This is a genomic window from Streptomyces sp. NPDC006516 (assembly GCF_040611875.1).
Classification (GTDB): domain Bacteria; phylum Actinomycetota; class Actinomycetes; order Streptomycetales; family Streptomycetaceae; genus Streptomyces.
Map to the genome: position 1 here is coordinate 45944 of NZ_JBEXPD010000018.1, position 14624 is coordinate 60567.

The 14624-nt window shown below is 71.9% G+C and carries 13 protein-coding genes and 1 pseudogene; 9 read left to right on the plus strand and 5 right to left on the minus strand.

The window, feature by feature from the left end; all coding sequences use genetic code 11:
• Positions 1-192 precede the first annotated feature (192 nt).
• Positions 193-2628, plus strand: a complete 2436-nt coding sequence (locus tag ABZY45_RS32065; protein ID WP_356745744.1) for a right-handed parallel beta-helix repeat-containing protein — start codon at positions 193-195, stop codon at positions 2626-2628.
• On the opposite strand, the gene ABZY45_RS32070 is transcribed toward ABZY45_RS32065, so the two are convergent.
• Positions 2598-4910: a hypothetical protein gene (locus tag ABZY45_RS32070; RefSeq protein ID WP_356745832.1), complete on the minus strand. Its 2313-nt coding sequence runs from the start codon at positions 4908-4910 to the stop codon at positions 2598-2600. The two genes, ABZY45_RS32065 and ABZY45_RS32070, sit on opposite strands and share 31 nt — an antisense overlap.
• Positions 4911-5223: 313 nt before the next feature.
• Between ABZY45_RS32070 and ABZY45_RS32075 the strand changes: the two genes are divergently transcribed.
• The gene (locus ABZY45_RS32075; protein WP_356745746.1) at positions 5224-6054 is read left to right on the plus strand and encodes a DeoR/GlpR family DNA-binding transcription regulator; all 831 of its coding nucleotides are present in this window, start codon (positions 5224-5226) and stop codon (positions 6052-6054) included.
• 171 nt (positions 6055-6225) lie between these two features.
• Here the strand turns inward: ABZY45_RS32075 and ABZY45_RS32080 are convergent, their stop codons facing one another.
• Positions 6226-6666 (minus strand): VOC family protein, encoded by a 441-nt coding sequence (locus ABZY45_RS32080; protein ID WP_356745748.1) that lies wholly within the window; start codon positions 6664-6666, stop codon positions 6226-6228.
• A gap of 213 nt (positions 6667-6879) precedes the next feature.
• On the opposite strand from ABZY45_RS32080, the gene ABZY45_RS32085 reads away from it, so the two are divergent.
• The gene (locus ABZY45_RS32085; RefSeq protein ID WP_356745750.1) at positions 6880-7308 is read left to right on the plus strand and encodes a hypothetical protein; all 429 of its coding nucleotides are present in this window, start codon (positions 6880-6882) and stop codon (positions 7306-7308) included.
• Between the two features lie 138 nt (positions 7309-7446).
• The gene (locus ABZY45_RS32090) at positions 7447-7881 is read left to right on the plus strand and encodes an SRPBCC family protein (protein WP_356745752.1); all 435 of its coding nucleotides are present in this window, start codon (positions 7447-7449) and stop codon (positions 7879-7881) included.
• A gap of 294 nt (positions 7882-8175) precedes the next feature.
• On the opposite strand, the gene ABZY45_RS32095 is transcribed toward ABZY45_RS32090, so the two are convergent.
• Complete coding sequence (locus tag ABZY45_RS32095; RefSeq protein WP_356745754.1) at positions 8176-9306, minus strand: PLP-dependent cysteine synthase family protein; 1131 nt, start codon at positions 9304-9306, stop codon at positions 8176-8178.
• Positions 9307-9534: 228 nt separating this feature from the next.
• On the opposite strand from ABZY45_RS32095, the gene ABZY45_RS32100 reads away from it, so the two are divergent.
• Complete coding sequence (locus ABZY45_RS32100) at positions 9535-9882, plus strand: hypothetical protein (RefSeq protein ID WP_356745756.1); 348 nt, start codon at positions 9535-9537, stop codon at positions 9880-9882.
• Between the two features lie 213 nt (positions 9883-10095).
• Positions 10096-10620: an ATP-binding protein gene (locus ABZY45_RS32105; protein ID WP_356745833.1), complete on the plus strand. Its 525-nt coding sequence runs from the start codon at positions 10096-10098 to the stop codon at positions 10618-10620.
• 142 nt (positions 10621-10762) lie between these two features.
• On the opposite strand, the pseudogene ABZY45_RS32110 reads toward ABZY45_RS32105, so the two are convergent.
• Positions 10763-11001: pseudogene (locus ABZY45_RS32110) on the minus strand (SHOCT domain-containing protein).
• Between the two features lie 181 nt (positions 11002-11182).
• Between ABZY45_RS32110 and ABZY45_RS32115 the strand changes: the two are divergent.
• From ABZY45_RS32115 to ABZY45_RS32125, 3 genes are all read left to right on the plus strand, one after another.
• On the plus strand, positions 11183-11767 hold the full coding sequence (locus ABZY45_RS32115) for a TetR/AcrR family transcriptional regulator (protein ID WP_356745758.1): 585 nt from the start codon (positions 11183-11185) through the stop codon (positions 11765-11767).
• Positions 11768-11895: 128 nt separating this feature from the next.
• Complete coding sequence (locus tag ABZY45_RS32120) at positions 11896-12477, plus strand: DUF4865 family protein (protein ID WP_356745760.1); 582 nt, start codon at positions 11896-11898, stop codon at positions 12475-12477.
• Entirely contained in the window at positions 12471-13364 is an 894-nt protein-coding gene (locus ABZY45_RS32125; protein WP_356745762.1) for a phosphotriesterase, read from the plus strand. The genes ABZY45_RS32120 and ABZY45_RS32125 overlap by 7 nt, the downstream gene beginning before the upstream one ends.
• A 41-nt stretch (positions 13365-13405) precedes the next feature.
• On the opposite strand, the gene ABZY45_RS32130 is transcribed toward ABZY45_RS32125, so the two are convergent.
• Positions 13406-14620 (minus strand): ROK family protein, encoded by a 1215-nt coding sequence (locus ABZY45_RS32130; protein ID WP_356745764.1) that lies wholly within the window; start codon positions 14618-14620, stop codon positions 13406-13408.
• Between the last annotated feature and the right edge of the window lie 4 nt (positions 14621-14624).

Below are 14624 nucleotides of genomic sequence, written 5' to 3' on the forward strand. Positions count from 1 at the left end.
GTCGCGCACGCCCCAGCAGGGCTCTTCGGGAGCCGACCCGTCAACTCGCGCCCGTCGCGCGCGCTACGGTGGACCGGCCCGCCCGACCTCCTCGGCAGGCGGAGCAGCGGACTGCCGGAGTACCCGGCGGTCCCGGCACATGCGGACAGGCACGAGGCAGCGCACGGCACGAGGTGGGGGCACAGCAGCACCATGGCACAGGGCACGGTCCAGGTGACGCACACCGGCACATCGCGATGGCGGCGCCGTACGGGCGAATACGCTTCCCTCACCGCCGCCCTGGAGGCCGCAGCGGAGGGTGACATCCTCACCGTCGCCCCCGGCACCTACCGGGAGAACCTGGTCATCAGCCGGGCGGTGACACTGCGCGGACCCGAGGGTTCCGCCGGATCCGTCCGGATCGCGCCGGCCGACGGTGTGCCCCTGACCGTCCGTGCCTCCGCCGTCGTCATGGATCTCCACGTGGAGGGCCAGGACTCGGCCGCCCCCGCGGTGCTCGTCGAGGAGGGCGCACCCGAGCTCACGGACGTACGCATCGTGACGCGGTCGGCGGCCGGCATGGAGGTACGGGGCGCGGCCAGGCCGACGGTGCGCCGCTGCACCGTCGACAACCCGGCCGGCGTCGGGATCGCCGTACTCGACGGCGCCGGTGGCGTGTTCGAGGAGTGCGAGGTCGTCTCGGCCGGGCAGTCCGGGGTGTCGGTGCGCGACGGCGCGCATCCGCGCCTCGAGCGCTGCCGCGTGCACCACGCCTCCGGCGCGGGTCTGAGCGTGACCGGGGAGGGCAGCAGCCTGGAGGCGGTGGGCTGCGAGATGTACGAGATCAAGGGCAGCGGCGTGCAGGTGACCGCGCGCGGCACCGCGCACCTCACCGACTGCACCGTGCACCGCACCTCCGCCGACGGGGTCACGCTGGACACCGACGCGGTCCTGACGCTCGCCGACTGCGACATCCACGACATCCCGGAGAACGCGGTCGATCTGCGGTCCCGTTCGGTGCTGACCCTGACCCGCTCCACCGTGCGCAGGTTCGGGCGTAACGGCCTCTCGGTGTGGGACCCGGGAACCCGGGTCGACGCCAACCAGTGCGAGATCCACGACAGCACGGGTGACTACCCGGCGGTCTGGGTCAGTGACGGGGCCACCGTCATACTCGACTCGTGCCGTGTCCACGACGTGCCTGACGCGCTCTTCGTCCTCGACCGGGGCTCACGTGCCGACGTCGTGGACAGCGATCTGTCCCAGATCCGCAACACCGCCGTCTCGGTGAGCGACGGAGCCACCGCCCAGCTCGACGACTGCCGGATCCGCGAGGCGTCCACCGGGGCGTGGTTCCGTGACCACGGCAGTGGCGGCACGCTGAACAACTGCACCATCGACGCGGCGCAGACCGGCGTGATCGTCACCAAGGGCGCCGACCCGACCATCGAGCGGTGCACGGTCACCTCCCCCGCGGAGGCCGGTTTCTACGTCTCGGCCGAGGGGCGGGGCACCTTCGACAGCTGCCGGGTCACGGGCAGCGAGGGCTACGGCTTCCACGTGATGGAGGGCTGCCGCTCCACCCTGACGCGCTGCCGTACGGAACGGTGCGCGCGCGGCGGATACGAGTTCCCCGACGGCTCCGCCCACGGTGACGGGCACGCGGGCGGTCCGGTGGCCACGGACTGCACCAGTGACGAGAGCGGTCTGCGCGGGGCCACTCCCCCGCCCCCCGCGGTCCTGACGGCGACCCAGAGCACCCCCGGTCTCCTCGGGGTCATGCCCGGGCAGCGGACGGCCGAGCCCGCCGCCGTCGCGCCGGTCCCCGCCGAGCCGGCGCGGGACTCCGGAGCTGTGCTCGGTGAGCTCGACGCGCTGGTGGGCCTGGACAGCGTCAAGCGCGAGGTGCGGGCCCTGACCGACATGATCGAGGTCGGCCGCCGCCGCAAGCTGGCCGGCCTGAAAGCGGCTTCGGTCCGCCGGCACCTGGTCTTCACCGGCTCTCCCGGCACGGGCAAAACGACGGTGGCCCGGCTGTACGGCGAGATCCTGGCCTCGCTCGGGGTGCTCGAGCACGGCCACCTCGTGGAGGTCTCCAGGGTCGACCTGGTCGGGGAGCACATCGGGTCGACGGCCATCCGTACGCAGGAGGCCTTCGACCGGGCGCGTGGCGGGGTTCTGTTCGTCGACGAGGCGTACGCGCTGTCGCCCGAGGACTCCGGCCGCGACTTCGGCCGGGAGGCCATCGACACGCTGGTGAAGCTGATGGAGGACCACCGGGACGCGGTGGTGGTGATCGTGGCCGGCTACACCCACGAGATGGAGCGTTTCCTCACCGTCAACCCCGGTGTGGCGTCCCGTTTCTCCCGGACCATCACCTTCAGCGACTACGTGCCCGAGGAGCTGCTGCGGATCGTCGAGCAGCAGAGCGAGGAGCACGAGTACAGACTGGCGGAAGGGACCGGGGAGGCGCTGCTCAAGTACTTCACGGCGCTTCCCAAGGGCCCCGCCTTCGGTAACGGCAGGACGGCCCGCCAGACCTTCGAGTCGATGGTCGAACGCCACGCGGGCCGGGTCGCCCAGCTCACCGAGCCGAGCACGGAGGACCTGACCATGCTCTACCCCGAGGACCTCCCCGCACTGCCCTGAGCCTCGGTACCGGCCCCCTGTGCTCCGGCCCCGGCCTGCTGCGGCAGGACGGGCCCGAGCCGTTCCAGGAGCGCGGCGCGCTCCACGGCGAAGACCGGGTCGGCCTGGTAGTCCGAATGCCCCAGGACGGGCTCGGGGAGCGGGAGTTCGGGTGTGCGGCCGTAGACCAGGGGGTCCTTCAGCGGGCCACGGTCCACCTCGGGGCGGCCGCCCTCGTCGATCCGCACCGGCCCGCCGATCGGATCGGTCGCACGCCAGAGGTTGCGCCAGCAGTGCACCGACCGGTGCAGCCCGTCGAGCGCCGCAGGCCCGAAGTACGCCGGGAACCACCGGCCGTACAGCCGCTCGATGGGAGAGCCGTAGGTGAGCAGCGCGACCTGCCGACGGGCCGCGTCCGGCAGCTGCCAGACGGCGGCGGCGGCGAGCACACTGCCCTGGGAGTGGCCCGAGATCACGAGCCGGCCCCGGGTGCGTCCCGTCCAGGCGCACATCCGCGACGAGAGGTCCGGAACGGCACGTTCGGCGTAGCAGGGCGGGGCGAAGGGATGGGCGGCACGGGGCCAGAACGTGCCCACGTCCCAGAGGATGCCGATGGTGCGCCGTGTGGAGGCGTCGCGGTAGGCCCGGCGGCCGCAGGTGACGAGCACGAGGACACCGACGCCTATCAGCCAGGAACCGGTCGCCTGGGCCGCCTCGGCGGACGCCTCCACGAACGGGGCCGCGTCGTCCATCGCGAGCCCGGGGACCTCGCCGGTGAGCCAGGAACCGGTCACTGCCGCGGCACCCAGCAGCAGCGTGGCGGCTGAGAGCAGCCCGAGAATCCCGGGGGCCGAGTCGGTGAGGGCGGCGGCGGCCCTGATGCGTGCGATCTGCCCGGTGCGGCCGGGCTCCGGGTGCTTCACCTCGTACTCCGCCTCGACGACAGGGCCGAGGCGCCGTGCGCGCCGCACGGTGCGCGCCCCCAGCCAGACGAGGGGCACGATCAGGAGCAGCAGCAGGACGGGGATGACGGAGGCCTGCCAGCTGAGGAGCACGGGCGGACCCGGTATGGCGGACCCTGCGCCCATACCGGGTGTGCCCGGCCCGTCGAGCCAGTCGGCGACCCGCTGGGCGATTCCGCCGGACATCACGCCGCCGAGCGCACAGGCCAGCATGGCGACGGCGGGACCGCCGAGCCCGTGCAGGGTGGTGCGGAGTTCGGGGGTGCTCCGGTACAGGCTCAGTGCCACCCCGGCCAGTACGACGACGAGCAGCCCTTGGCCGAGCGTGAGGACACGGAAGGCCGTCTCCCCGGGGAGGGCGCCTGAGGACTCCCAGCCCGGACGGGCCCAGCCCGCGTACGCCACGGCACCGGCCAGCAGGGCCATCGCGGCCCCGGGCAGGAAGGTGGTGACCGTGCGGTCGATGAGCGTGTCGACGCGCCGCTCGCTGCGCCCCCGTCGGCAGACCACCGCGACGACGACGAGCCCGCACAGGACGAGGGCCACCTCGAAGAAAACGCCGATCACCGCGGGTACGGGGCTGTCGGCGGCCCTGTCGTGCCGCGCCGCGGCCCCGCCCACGGTGGCGGCGACCGTGAGGAATCCCGCCGCGGTGTGCGCGGCACGCAGCCGGGCCACCAGCCTGCGGCCGTACCAGAATCCGGGCCTGCCGAGGGCCGGGCGGACCAGCGGGGCGCCGGGACGGGCCGGCGCGCCCTCCTCCTCGTCGTCGGTCTGCGGGTCGTCGGACTCGTCCCAGGTCAGCGGGCGCTGAGCTTCGTAGGCGCTCCAGGTGCGGTTGGAGAGGTACCAGAGCAGCCCCACCAGGGCGGCGGGCACGAGCGCGGCGACGGACAGCCTGCGGCCCGGCTGGGAGAACCACCCGTCCTGCCGCGTGGACAGGAAGCCGAGCCAGGACCGCTGGTCCGCGCAGCCGGGGGTGCCCGCGCACTGCCAGGCCACGAGGTCGAGGGCGACCTCGCAGACCGCGGCGGTCAGCAGCACGGTGAGGCTGAGCGCGACCAGTCTGACGACCACCCCGTAGAGCCGGACCGTGCCGGGACGCCCCCGTGTGGTGGGCCGCATCCAGTGGGCGAGATTGACCACCATGAAGGGGAGCAGGAGCAGCCACAGGGCGCGGGAGCCGTTGCCGGAGGTGAGGTTGGACCAGCAGTAGGCCTCGGCCACGGGGCCTTCCCGGTCGCGCTCAGGGTGCTGTTCGGCTCCGACGTCCTCGGTACGCCGGTAGATCGCGGCGGTGGCGTCACCGGTGATCCGGGTCGTCCGCGGGTCGCCGAGCATCTCCTGCGGGGTGGCTCCGCCGACGCCGTGGACGAGCAGTTCCAGTGCGGTGCCGCCGTCGTGTGCGGGCTGGGGGGCAGGGGGCAATTCGGTGACTCGCTCTCTGGTCCCTCCGGCTCGCGGCCGGGCGGGAGGGGGACGGCTGGTTCCGGCCTGATGCCTGGTCACCACCATCCCGGAAGGAGGGCGCCCTCCGCAGGGTCTTGCACCGAATCTCCCCAGTGGGATGGCAGGCGGGTGTGCGTGGGAGGATGAGGGCGTCCTGCAGGGCCGCTGTTGGACCGTGCGGACAGAGGGAAGGGCCGGGCCGGCGTTGAGCGAGAACCAGAACCTGCTCGCCGAGCAGCGGCGCGCGCTCATTCTCGACGATGTGCGCAAGCGCGGCGGGGTCAGGGTCAACGAGCTGACGCGCAAGCTGAGCGTCTCCGACATGACCATCCGCCGGGACCTGGACGCGCTGGCGCGCCAGGGGGTCATCGAGAAGGTGCACGGCGGAGCCGTCCCGATCGTCGAGGCGAGCACGCACGAGCCCGGTTTCGAGGCGAAGTCGACCCTGGAGCTCAGCGCCAAGGAGGACATCGCCCGCGCTGCCGCCGCGATGGCGGTACCCGGCAGCGCCATCGCACTGTCCGGCGGGACGACCACGTTCGCGCTGGCCCGGCACCTCCTCGACGTACCGGGGCTGACGGTGGTGACGAATTCGGTACGCGTCGCCGACGTGTTCCACTCCGCGCAGCGTCCGACGGCGTCGGGCGGCGGACGGGCCGGGGCGGCGACGGTGGTGCTCACCGGCGGGGTCCGTACGCCCTCGGACTCGCTCGTCGGCCCGGTCGCGGACCGCGCGATCGGCTCGCTCCACTTCGACGTCCTGTTCATCGGGGTGCACGGGATCTCGGTGGAGGCCGGTCTCTCCACGCCCAACCTCGCGGAGGCCGAGACGAACCGCCGTTTCGTGCGGGCCGCCCGCCGGGTCGTGGTGGTCGCCGACCACACCAAGTGGGGCACTGTGGGGCTCAGTTCCTTCGCGGCGCTCAACGAGGTGGACGCCTTCGTCACGGACGCGGGCCTGCCGGACGGAGCCCGCAGCGAGATGGAGGAACACCTGCCCGGACTGGTGGTGGCGGGCGGCTCCCCGGACGCCTAGAGGGCGGCTCCCCGTACGCCTGGCGGGCACCCCGGACGCGTGGCTGGCGGTTCCGTGGATCTTGGGGCTCGACTCAGGGGCCCGTGAGGCTTCCTCCTCTCTCCCCGGTCGGGGTACCCGGTGTGCACCCGGTGCGGTGGCACACGCATGGGGGCGCTCCGGTGGAGGGACCTAGCCGATCTGCTCGGCCAGAGCGACGATGATTCCCGAGGGACCGCGGAGGTTGCAGAGCCGGTAGGAGTTCTCGTACTGCGCCACCTCACCGAGGAGTTCGGCGCCATGGCTGCGCAGGCGGGCGATCGTGTCCTCGATGTCGTCGACGGCGAACATCACACGGTGCAGGCCCAGAGTGTTGGCCGGCGGGTCCAGCTGTGCGGCAGTGACCGCCGCGGGAGTGTGGAACTTCGTCAGCTCCAGCTTGCCGTGGCCGTCCGGGGTGCACATCATCGCGATGGCGCTGCGCACCCCGTCGAGGCCGACCATCCGGTCCGCCACGATCCCCTCGATCTGCGCTTCGCCCTCCAGCTCCATGCCGAGCTCGGTGAAGAAGGCGACGGCGGCCTCCAGGTCTTCGACGACGATGCCTACGTTGTCCATCCGCTGAATCGCCACGGGGTGCTCCTTGTTCGTCACGCAGTCCAATTCCGGCTACCGGTACCCCTGGGACGGGGCCGGTGCCGCATTCTCGACCCCCGAGAGGGAGAGGGCCCAGGGTTCGCCCTCCGGCGTGCCGCGGGTGACCAGCCGGACGTGACCGTATCCGACCGGCGAAAAGCCGAGGCCCGGGAAAGGGCCGCTCGGATACGGTTGCCGCGGAGGTGCACCGTGTCCTGGCCGTCCGTCGTCGTTCTCGCCCCCGCGGAGCGGAGTTCCTCGTTCGAGGACCCGCTACGCGCTCTCGGGGTCTTCCCGGATCCCGCGACGGGTGCCGAGCGCCTGCACTGGCAGGAGTACTCGTACTACCTCGATCTCTCGGGCGGAATCCTGGCGGACTTCGAGCAGGAGGAACTGGAGCACATCGCGGAGCGCATCGGAGAACCCCGGGGCTTCTATGTGTCGGGGCAGTCCATGGACGCGATACGTGCCCTCCTCGCGCACCTGCTGCCCGGCTTCCACGGCCTCGTCGACACCAACCACGGCGACATCCTGCCCGCCCATGAGTTCCTCGGCCTGCTGGACCGCTACCCCCGATGGGACTGGCGCCGCGTTCCGAGGGCGGACGTCGGGCGGGGCGGCGCGAACGGACCAGGGTGACGCCGGTGGACCGGAGGCCCGCAGCGCCTGCCGGCGGGCACGCGTCCCGCCCCCGATGGTGCGCACGCTCCGCAGCCCGCGCGCCCGGCCGCCCTTCCGCTCACGGCCTGCGGACGCCGGACGTCCTAGGATCGATGCGTGGCCGTATTCCGCATCGAGCGCTTCACGTCCCTTCCCGCCGCCGAGGCATGGCGACGGGTGACCGACTGGGAGCGGCACGGCAGCACCGTTCCGTTCACATCGGTCACCGTCCCCACCGGCCTGCCCACCCGCACCGGCACGGTGTTCGTGGCGCGGACCGGCGTGGGGCCGCTGGGCTTCGACGACCCGATGGAGGTCGTACGGTGGACCCCGCCGGCCGCCGGCCGGGCAGGGTTGTGCCAGTTGCGGAAACGGGGTTCGGTGGTGCGGGGCCGGGCGTCGATCGACGTGTGCCCGACCGGCTCGGGATCGCACGTGATCTGGGTCGAGGAAGTCCGGGTGAGACTGCTGCCCGGCTGGGGCGATCCGTTGCTGGCGAGCGCAGGGCGCCGGGTCTTCGGCCGGGTGCTGAGGATCCTGCTGGAGGAGTAGGGCGCATGCGGGGGCCGGCGCCTCACGCGCCGGTCATGCGCAGCATCACTGACAACGGCCGTGGACGCGGACCGACCGCACGGGCACGCAGGAGCGTTGATCAGCTGTGCCCGGCCTCCCCTGCCCCGACAGGGCTTCGACTGTTCGAGCCAGCGGGGGTCCGCGTGACGACGCGCACGACCGACGGCACGAGGGCCGGGACGGGAGCGGCGGCCGTCGGGCCGCCGGGGAGCGGCGCTGCTCCGCCCCCTCCTCGCGGCCTCAGCGCGCTCCTGGAGCCCGGCGCCGCGGGGATCAGGGCCAGGTGCCGGTGGCCAGGAAGGTGTCGATCGTCTCGGTGTACGGCCGGATGTCCAGGCCCTGCCGCTCCAGCCACTCGTCGGAGTAGTACTTGTCGAGATAGCGGTCCCCCGGGTCGCAGAAGAGTGCCACGACACTGCCGGTGCTGCCCTTCTCCACCATCTCGGCGACGAGCCTGAAAGCGCTCCACAGCCCGGTGCCCGTCGAGCCGCCGGCCTTGCGGCCGATGGCGCGCTCCAGCACCCGTACGGCGGCGACGCTGGCCGCGTCGGGCACCTTCATCATCCGGTCGATGGCCCCGGGCACGAAGCTCGGCTCCATCCGCGGTCGTCCGATGCCCTCGATACGCGAGCCGCAGTCGCTGGTCGCCTGCGGGTCGTTCCGGACCCAGCCCTCGAAGAAACAGGAGTTCTCGGGGTCGGGCACGCAGATCCGGGTGTCGTGCTGCATGTAGCGGACGTAGCGGCCGATGGTCGCGGAGGTGCCGCCGGTACCGGCGGTCGCGACGATCCAGGCAGGCTCGGGATACCGTTCCAGCCGAAGCTGCTGGTAGATGGACTCGGCGATGTTGTTGTTGCCCCGCCAGTCGGTGGCGCGCTCGGCGTAGGTGAACTGGTCCATGTAATGGCCGCCGGTCTCGGCCGCCAGGGCCGCCGACTCCTCGTACAGACGGCGTGCGTCGTCGACGAAGTGACACTGACCGCCGTGGAACTCGATCAGGCGGCACTTCTCGCGGCTGGTGCTCCGGGGCATCACCGCGATGAACGGCACGCCGATCAGTTTCGCGAAGTACGCCTCGGAGACCGCTGTGGAACCGCTGGAGGCCTCGATGACCGGCTTGCCCGGACGGATCCAGCCGTTGCAGAGGCCGTACAGGAAGAGCGAACGGGCCAGCCGGTGCTTGAGGCTGCCGGTGGGGTGTGTGGACTCGTCCTTGAGGTAGAGGTCGATGCCCCAGTGATCCGGCAACGGGAAGCGCAGGAGGTGGGTGTCCGCCGAACGGTTCGCGTCCGCCTGGACCTTGCGTACGGCTTCCTTGAGCCAGGCCCGGTAGCCCGGGTCGCTGCGGTCGATGTCCAGGGTCTCCGTGACGCCACCCGCAGGTCTGTTCTCATTGGTGTCCATCGGCGGTCTCCTCGGGGTGACGGCGGTGCTCCTGGGAACCAACGATATTCCCCCCACCTGCACAAACGATTGCTTTGGCAGCCCATAGCCTTTCCTTGGCCCAGGCCACCCGGCCCGTCCGCACACCGGGTACGCGAAGCCGGAGGGAAACGGTCAGGAGGGGGCCTGGTGCGCGGGCCCCGTCCGGGGCAGACTTACAGAAGCCGGTACAAGGGGGGCGAAGTCGTCATGGCCGAGACGGAATTCAGCGCGACCGATTACGGGACGGCGGAGTTCAGCGCGAGCGATGTCAGGATCCGGCGGTGGGCGCGGTCGCTCACCCGAGCCGGCCAAGTGATCGTCAAGGACGGCCGGATCGTGCTGCTGACGAGCAACGGGCGCGAGATCGCCAGCGCACCGGTGACGGCGGTGAGTGCCGGGAAGCCCTGGTTCCTGGCATCCGATTCTGCGATCGCGCGCATCAACGGGGTGCGCTACCGGCTGACCATGGGCCAGCGCAACCGCAGGCCGGGCGGCGCCGTCCCGGTCCGGCGGTTCCTGGCAGCACTGCGAGGAGCGGCCGGGCGACGCGGCTGACGCTGCGGTGCGGCGCGCACACCGCGAGTTGCGGACGTCAACCCCCTGAGTCAGGCTGGTCCCACGTCACTGATGGTGTACCGGCGGTGACAGCGAAAGCGCTTCCGCCGGGAGCCACGCAGGGCGGACCACGCATGACCAGAAACAGCAGTGAGCCATCTGCTGGATCCGTTCCTTCGTCTTCTTCCGGACCTATTTCGGGGAGTCGCAGCCGTGATCAGCGAGCCAAGCAGGCACTGCGCGGTGGAGCTCCAGGCCCTGCCGTCGCGGATCGGTCAGGTCCGCAGAATCATTTCGGCGCAACTGCGCTACTGGCATCTCGATCCTCTGATCGACCAGGCAGCGCTGGGTGTCACCGAACTGCTGACCAATGTCCACCGGCATGCACAGCCGGACAAATCGTGCACCGTCGAGCTCGAGCTGCTGCTCGACCGGCTGACAGTCTCCGTCCACGACCACGACCCCCGGCTGCCGACCGTGTGCGATGCCGATTCGTCCGCCACTTCGGGGCGCGGGCTGGCGATGATTGCCGCGGTCAGCGAGAGCTGGGGCGTACGACCGAGCGCCGGCACGGGGAAGGTCGTCTGGTTCACCTTGCCCGCGCCTTCCCTCACCAGCGCTCTCCCCCCTCTGCCTGTCTACGGGTCCACGACCGACGGGCCGTTCGGTTCCTGTCCCGCCGTTCCCATGGAACCGGTCGCGGTTCGAACCCGGACCAGATCGGCTGTGGCCGGCTGACGGTCGGGGAGCGGCAATCGCCGCCCACCTGCGACCGAACGGCGGGGCCACCGCACCGGACGCCCACAGGAGCGCGTCGATCGCCAGTGGATCGGCGCGCTCCCGCCGTCCGCGTACTCCCGTCGTTACGCGGTCGGCGCCGTCACGCCGGGCCGTCCTTGTCGTAGCGGCCGTAGGGCTCGTCCAGGACGGAGAGCCTGCGCCAGTACTCGTCCTCGTCGATCTCGCCCGCGGCGAACCGACGGCCCAGGAGGTCGATCGGCGACCGCTCCAGGCGGTGTGCCGCAGCAGCGTGACGACGCCGAAGGCGACGGCCGCCCAGACGAGCGGAAAGAAGAGGATCCAGGGCCCGGGACCTCCGGTGTACGCCAAGGTGTCCATCTCGGTCACTCCCCTGTCATTGGTTTCGTGAGTCCATCGCTTCGTCTATGAGCCTGTCTCCGCACGGCGGCCTGGGCGTCGTGCGGGCGGCGACAGTGCACGTACACCGCGGGAGCAGGAGGTCGCCCAGGAACTGCTTCCATGTCACGCGCAGCCACTCTGGATTTCTGTACCTACTAGTATGTACAGTCGGCGCATGAGCACTCCGGACCGGTTGATCGAGGCCACCCAGGAACTCCTGTGGGAGCGCGGTTACGTCGGCACCAGCCCCAAGGCGATCCAGCAGCGGGCTGGGGCGGGTCAGGGCAGCATGTACCACCACTTCGCCGGGAAGCCCGATCTGGCGCTCACCGCGGTGCTGCGTACGTCCGCCGAGATGCGGGAGACCGCCGGGCGGTTGCTGGACGGCCCCGGCACGGCGGTCGAGCGGATCTCGGCCTACCTGCTGCGCGAACGCGACGTGCTGAAGGGCTGCCCGGTGGGCCGGCTGACGATGGATCCGGACGTGGTGTCGAGCGAAGCGCTGCGCGCCCCGGTGGAGGAGACGCTCGGCTGGTTGCGCGGACGACTCGCCGAGATCGTCCAGGAGGGCCTGGACGAAGGGGAGTTCAGCCCGGGCATCGTTCCCGGTGAGATCGCGGCGGCCGTCGTGGCCACCGTCCAGGGCGGCTATGTCCTGGCTCGCGCATCCGGCTCGACCGCAGCGTTCGACGCCGGGGTCCGAGGGCTGCTCTCCCTGCTGGTCCGGCACACGGATCAGGCCTGAGTCACACCGTGGCACCGGAACCCCGGCGGCCGCCGCAGGAGCTCCGGGCGCCGAGCGGGACCGGGCAGCCCGGGGCCCGCGGCTGGTGCGGACGCGCCGCCCCCCGAACCACGACCGAGGAGCACGCGATGCACGCGATGCAGTACGAGATCACCCTGCCCGCCGACTACGACATGGAGATCATCCGGAGGCGGGTGGCAACCCGCGGTCACCTTCTCGACGACTTCTCCGGACTGGGTATGAAGGCGTATCTGATCCGCGAACGCGGCGGCGTCTCGCCGGTCAACCAGTACGCCCCGCTGTATCTGTGGTCGGCTCCCGAAGGCATGAACGCCTTCCTCTGGGGCCCCGGATTCCAGGGCATCGTCGACGACTTCGGGCGTCCCGAGGTGCGGCACTGGACCGGTCTCTCGTTCCGGGAGGGCCCGGCCACGGGCGCACTCGCCCGCACGGCCGTCCGCCGTCGGGAGCGGATCGCGGACACGCTCCGTCCTGCGGATGCGGTGGAGGCCGCGCTGGAGGAGAACAGCCGGTCGGCCCTCGCCCCCGGCGCGGTCGCCACGGCGCTGGCCGTCGATCCACGCCAGTGGGAGCTGCTCCACTTCACTCTCTGGGAACACGAGCCTCCTGAAGGACCAGGGGACCGTTACGAGGTGCTGCACCTCTCCGCGCCGGAGCGCGGCCGGCTGGGCTCGGGCAGGCAGTGGTGAGCCCGGTCCGGACGGTCCTCGGGGACGTATCCGCAGGGGAGTTGGGCGTCTGCGACGCCCACGACCACCTCTTCATACGCACCCCGGCCCTCCCCGGCCAGGAGCTGGACGACCGGGAGCTGGCCGGGCAGCGGCTGCGGAGCTTCCACGAGCTCGGCGGGCGGACCGTGGTCCAGTGGACTCCGTACGGCATGGGCAGACGGCCGGAGGATCTCGCGGCGCTCTCGCGCGAGAGCGGGACCAGTATCGTCGCGGCCACCGGGCTGCACCGAGCGGCCCATTACCCGGCCGAGTTGCTCGACCGGCTGATGCCGGACCTGGAGGATCTCTTCGTCACGGAGATCTCGCGGTGCATCGGTGCGACGGGGATCCGGGCCGGCCTGATCAAGGTGGCGGGGGCCTTTCACGGCATCGACGAACACGCCGGACGGACCATGACGGCGGCTGCCGGGGCACATCACCGCACGGGGGCGCCGATCGCCGTCCATCTGGAACTGGGCACGGCCTCCATGGACGTACTCGACCTGCTGTGCGGGGAGTTGGGGGTGGGTCCGCAGCATGTCATCCTCGGCCATCTCGGCCGGTTCCCCGACGGCGAGACACACCTCGACGCCGCGCGGGCAGGCGCGTTCCTGGCCTTCGACGGGCCGTCGCGCGCCCATCACGCGACCGACTGGCGGCTGCCGGAGCAGCTCACGGCACTCGCCGAGGCCGGATTCGGCGACCGGCTGCTGCTCGGCGGTGACACGACCGTCCCGGAGACGCCGGGCATGCCGCACCTGCTGCGGCGAGTGCGTCCTCGCCTGGAGCGGTCACTCGGCGAGGAGTTGCTGCGCACGATCCTCGTCGCGAATCCGGCGCGGGCCTTCGCACTCGCCGCGGCCTGAACGGCAGGAGACCCCTCCCCGAACCCGAACCCGGAGCGGTGTCAGGCCAGAGCGGCGAGCGGGTCGTCGAGTACGGGCTGCCAGGCGAGTTCCGCAGCGCCCACGAGGCTGTTGTGGTCCAGCGTGCAGGAGAGGATGGGCACGCTCCCGCTGCGCCCCCACAGGCTGCGGTCCGCCACCACCGCGCGCAGCCGTTCGGGGTCCGCCTCCAGGAGGTCGCGGTGCAGCCCACCGAGGATGATCCGGTCCGGGTTCAGGATGTTGACGAGCCCGGCGAGCCCGAGTCCGAGACGGTCGATGAGCTCCTCGGCGGCTGCCCGTACCCGGGGGTCGTCGTACTCGGCACGCAGCAGGTCGCCGGACTGCTTGAGCAGGGATTCCTCGGGACCCGGCTCGCGGCGCGCGGCGGTGAGGAAGGCGAGAGGGTCGGTCTCGACGTCGAGACAGCCGCGTCCACCGCAGTGGCAGGGGCGGCCCTCGGGGTTGACCGTGAGGTGCCCCACCTCCAGGGCGAGTCCCGAACTCCCGCTGTGCAGACGGCCGTCCAGCACGAGCGCGCCACCCACTCCCCGGTGTCCGGTGGCGACGCAGAGCAGGTGCTGGGCGCCACGTCCGGCGCCGTGCCGGTGCTCGGCGAGCGCGGCGAGGTTGACGTCGTTGCCGGTGAACGCCGGCCCGGCGATACCCGCGTCACGTACACAGGCGGAGAAGATCTCCCGCACGGGTGCGCCGGCCGGCCAGTCGAGGTGCAGCGGGTTGAGCGCCGTGCCCTCGGGTTCGGCGACGGCCGAGGGCACGGCGAGCCCCGCGCCCACACAGCGCAGCCCGCTCTCGCGCAGGAGCCGGGCACCGGCGTCCACGACCTCCCCGAGGACCTGCGCGGGGTCGGCCATGACGGCCACGCACCCGGGCGCCGTGGCCACGATCTGGCCGCCGAGCCCTACGAGCGCCGCACGGAAGCCGTCGGAGTGCACCTGCGCGGCGAGCGCGACCGGACCGCTGTCGCGGACGGACAGCCGGTGCGAGGGGCGGCCCTGCGAACCGGCCGCGGAGCCCGGGCTGGAGTCGACCTTGATGAGCCCGAGCGCTTCGAGTTCGGCGGCCACCGCGCCGGCCGTGGCGCGGGTGACACCCAGCTCCGAGGTCAGCACGGCGCGGGTGGGAGCGCGCCCGGTGTGCACGAGTTCCAGAGCGGGCCCGAGGGCGCTGCGGCCCCTCTCCAACTTCGTCCGCGTGGTGGTCGACTTGCCGTTCATGGGG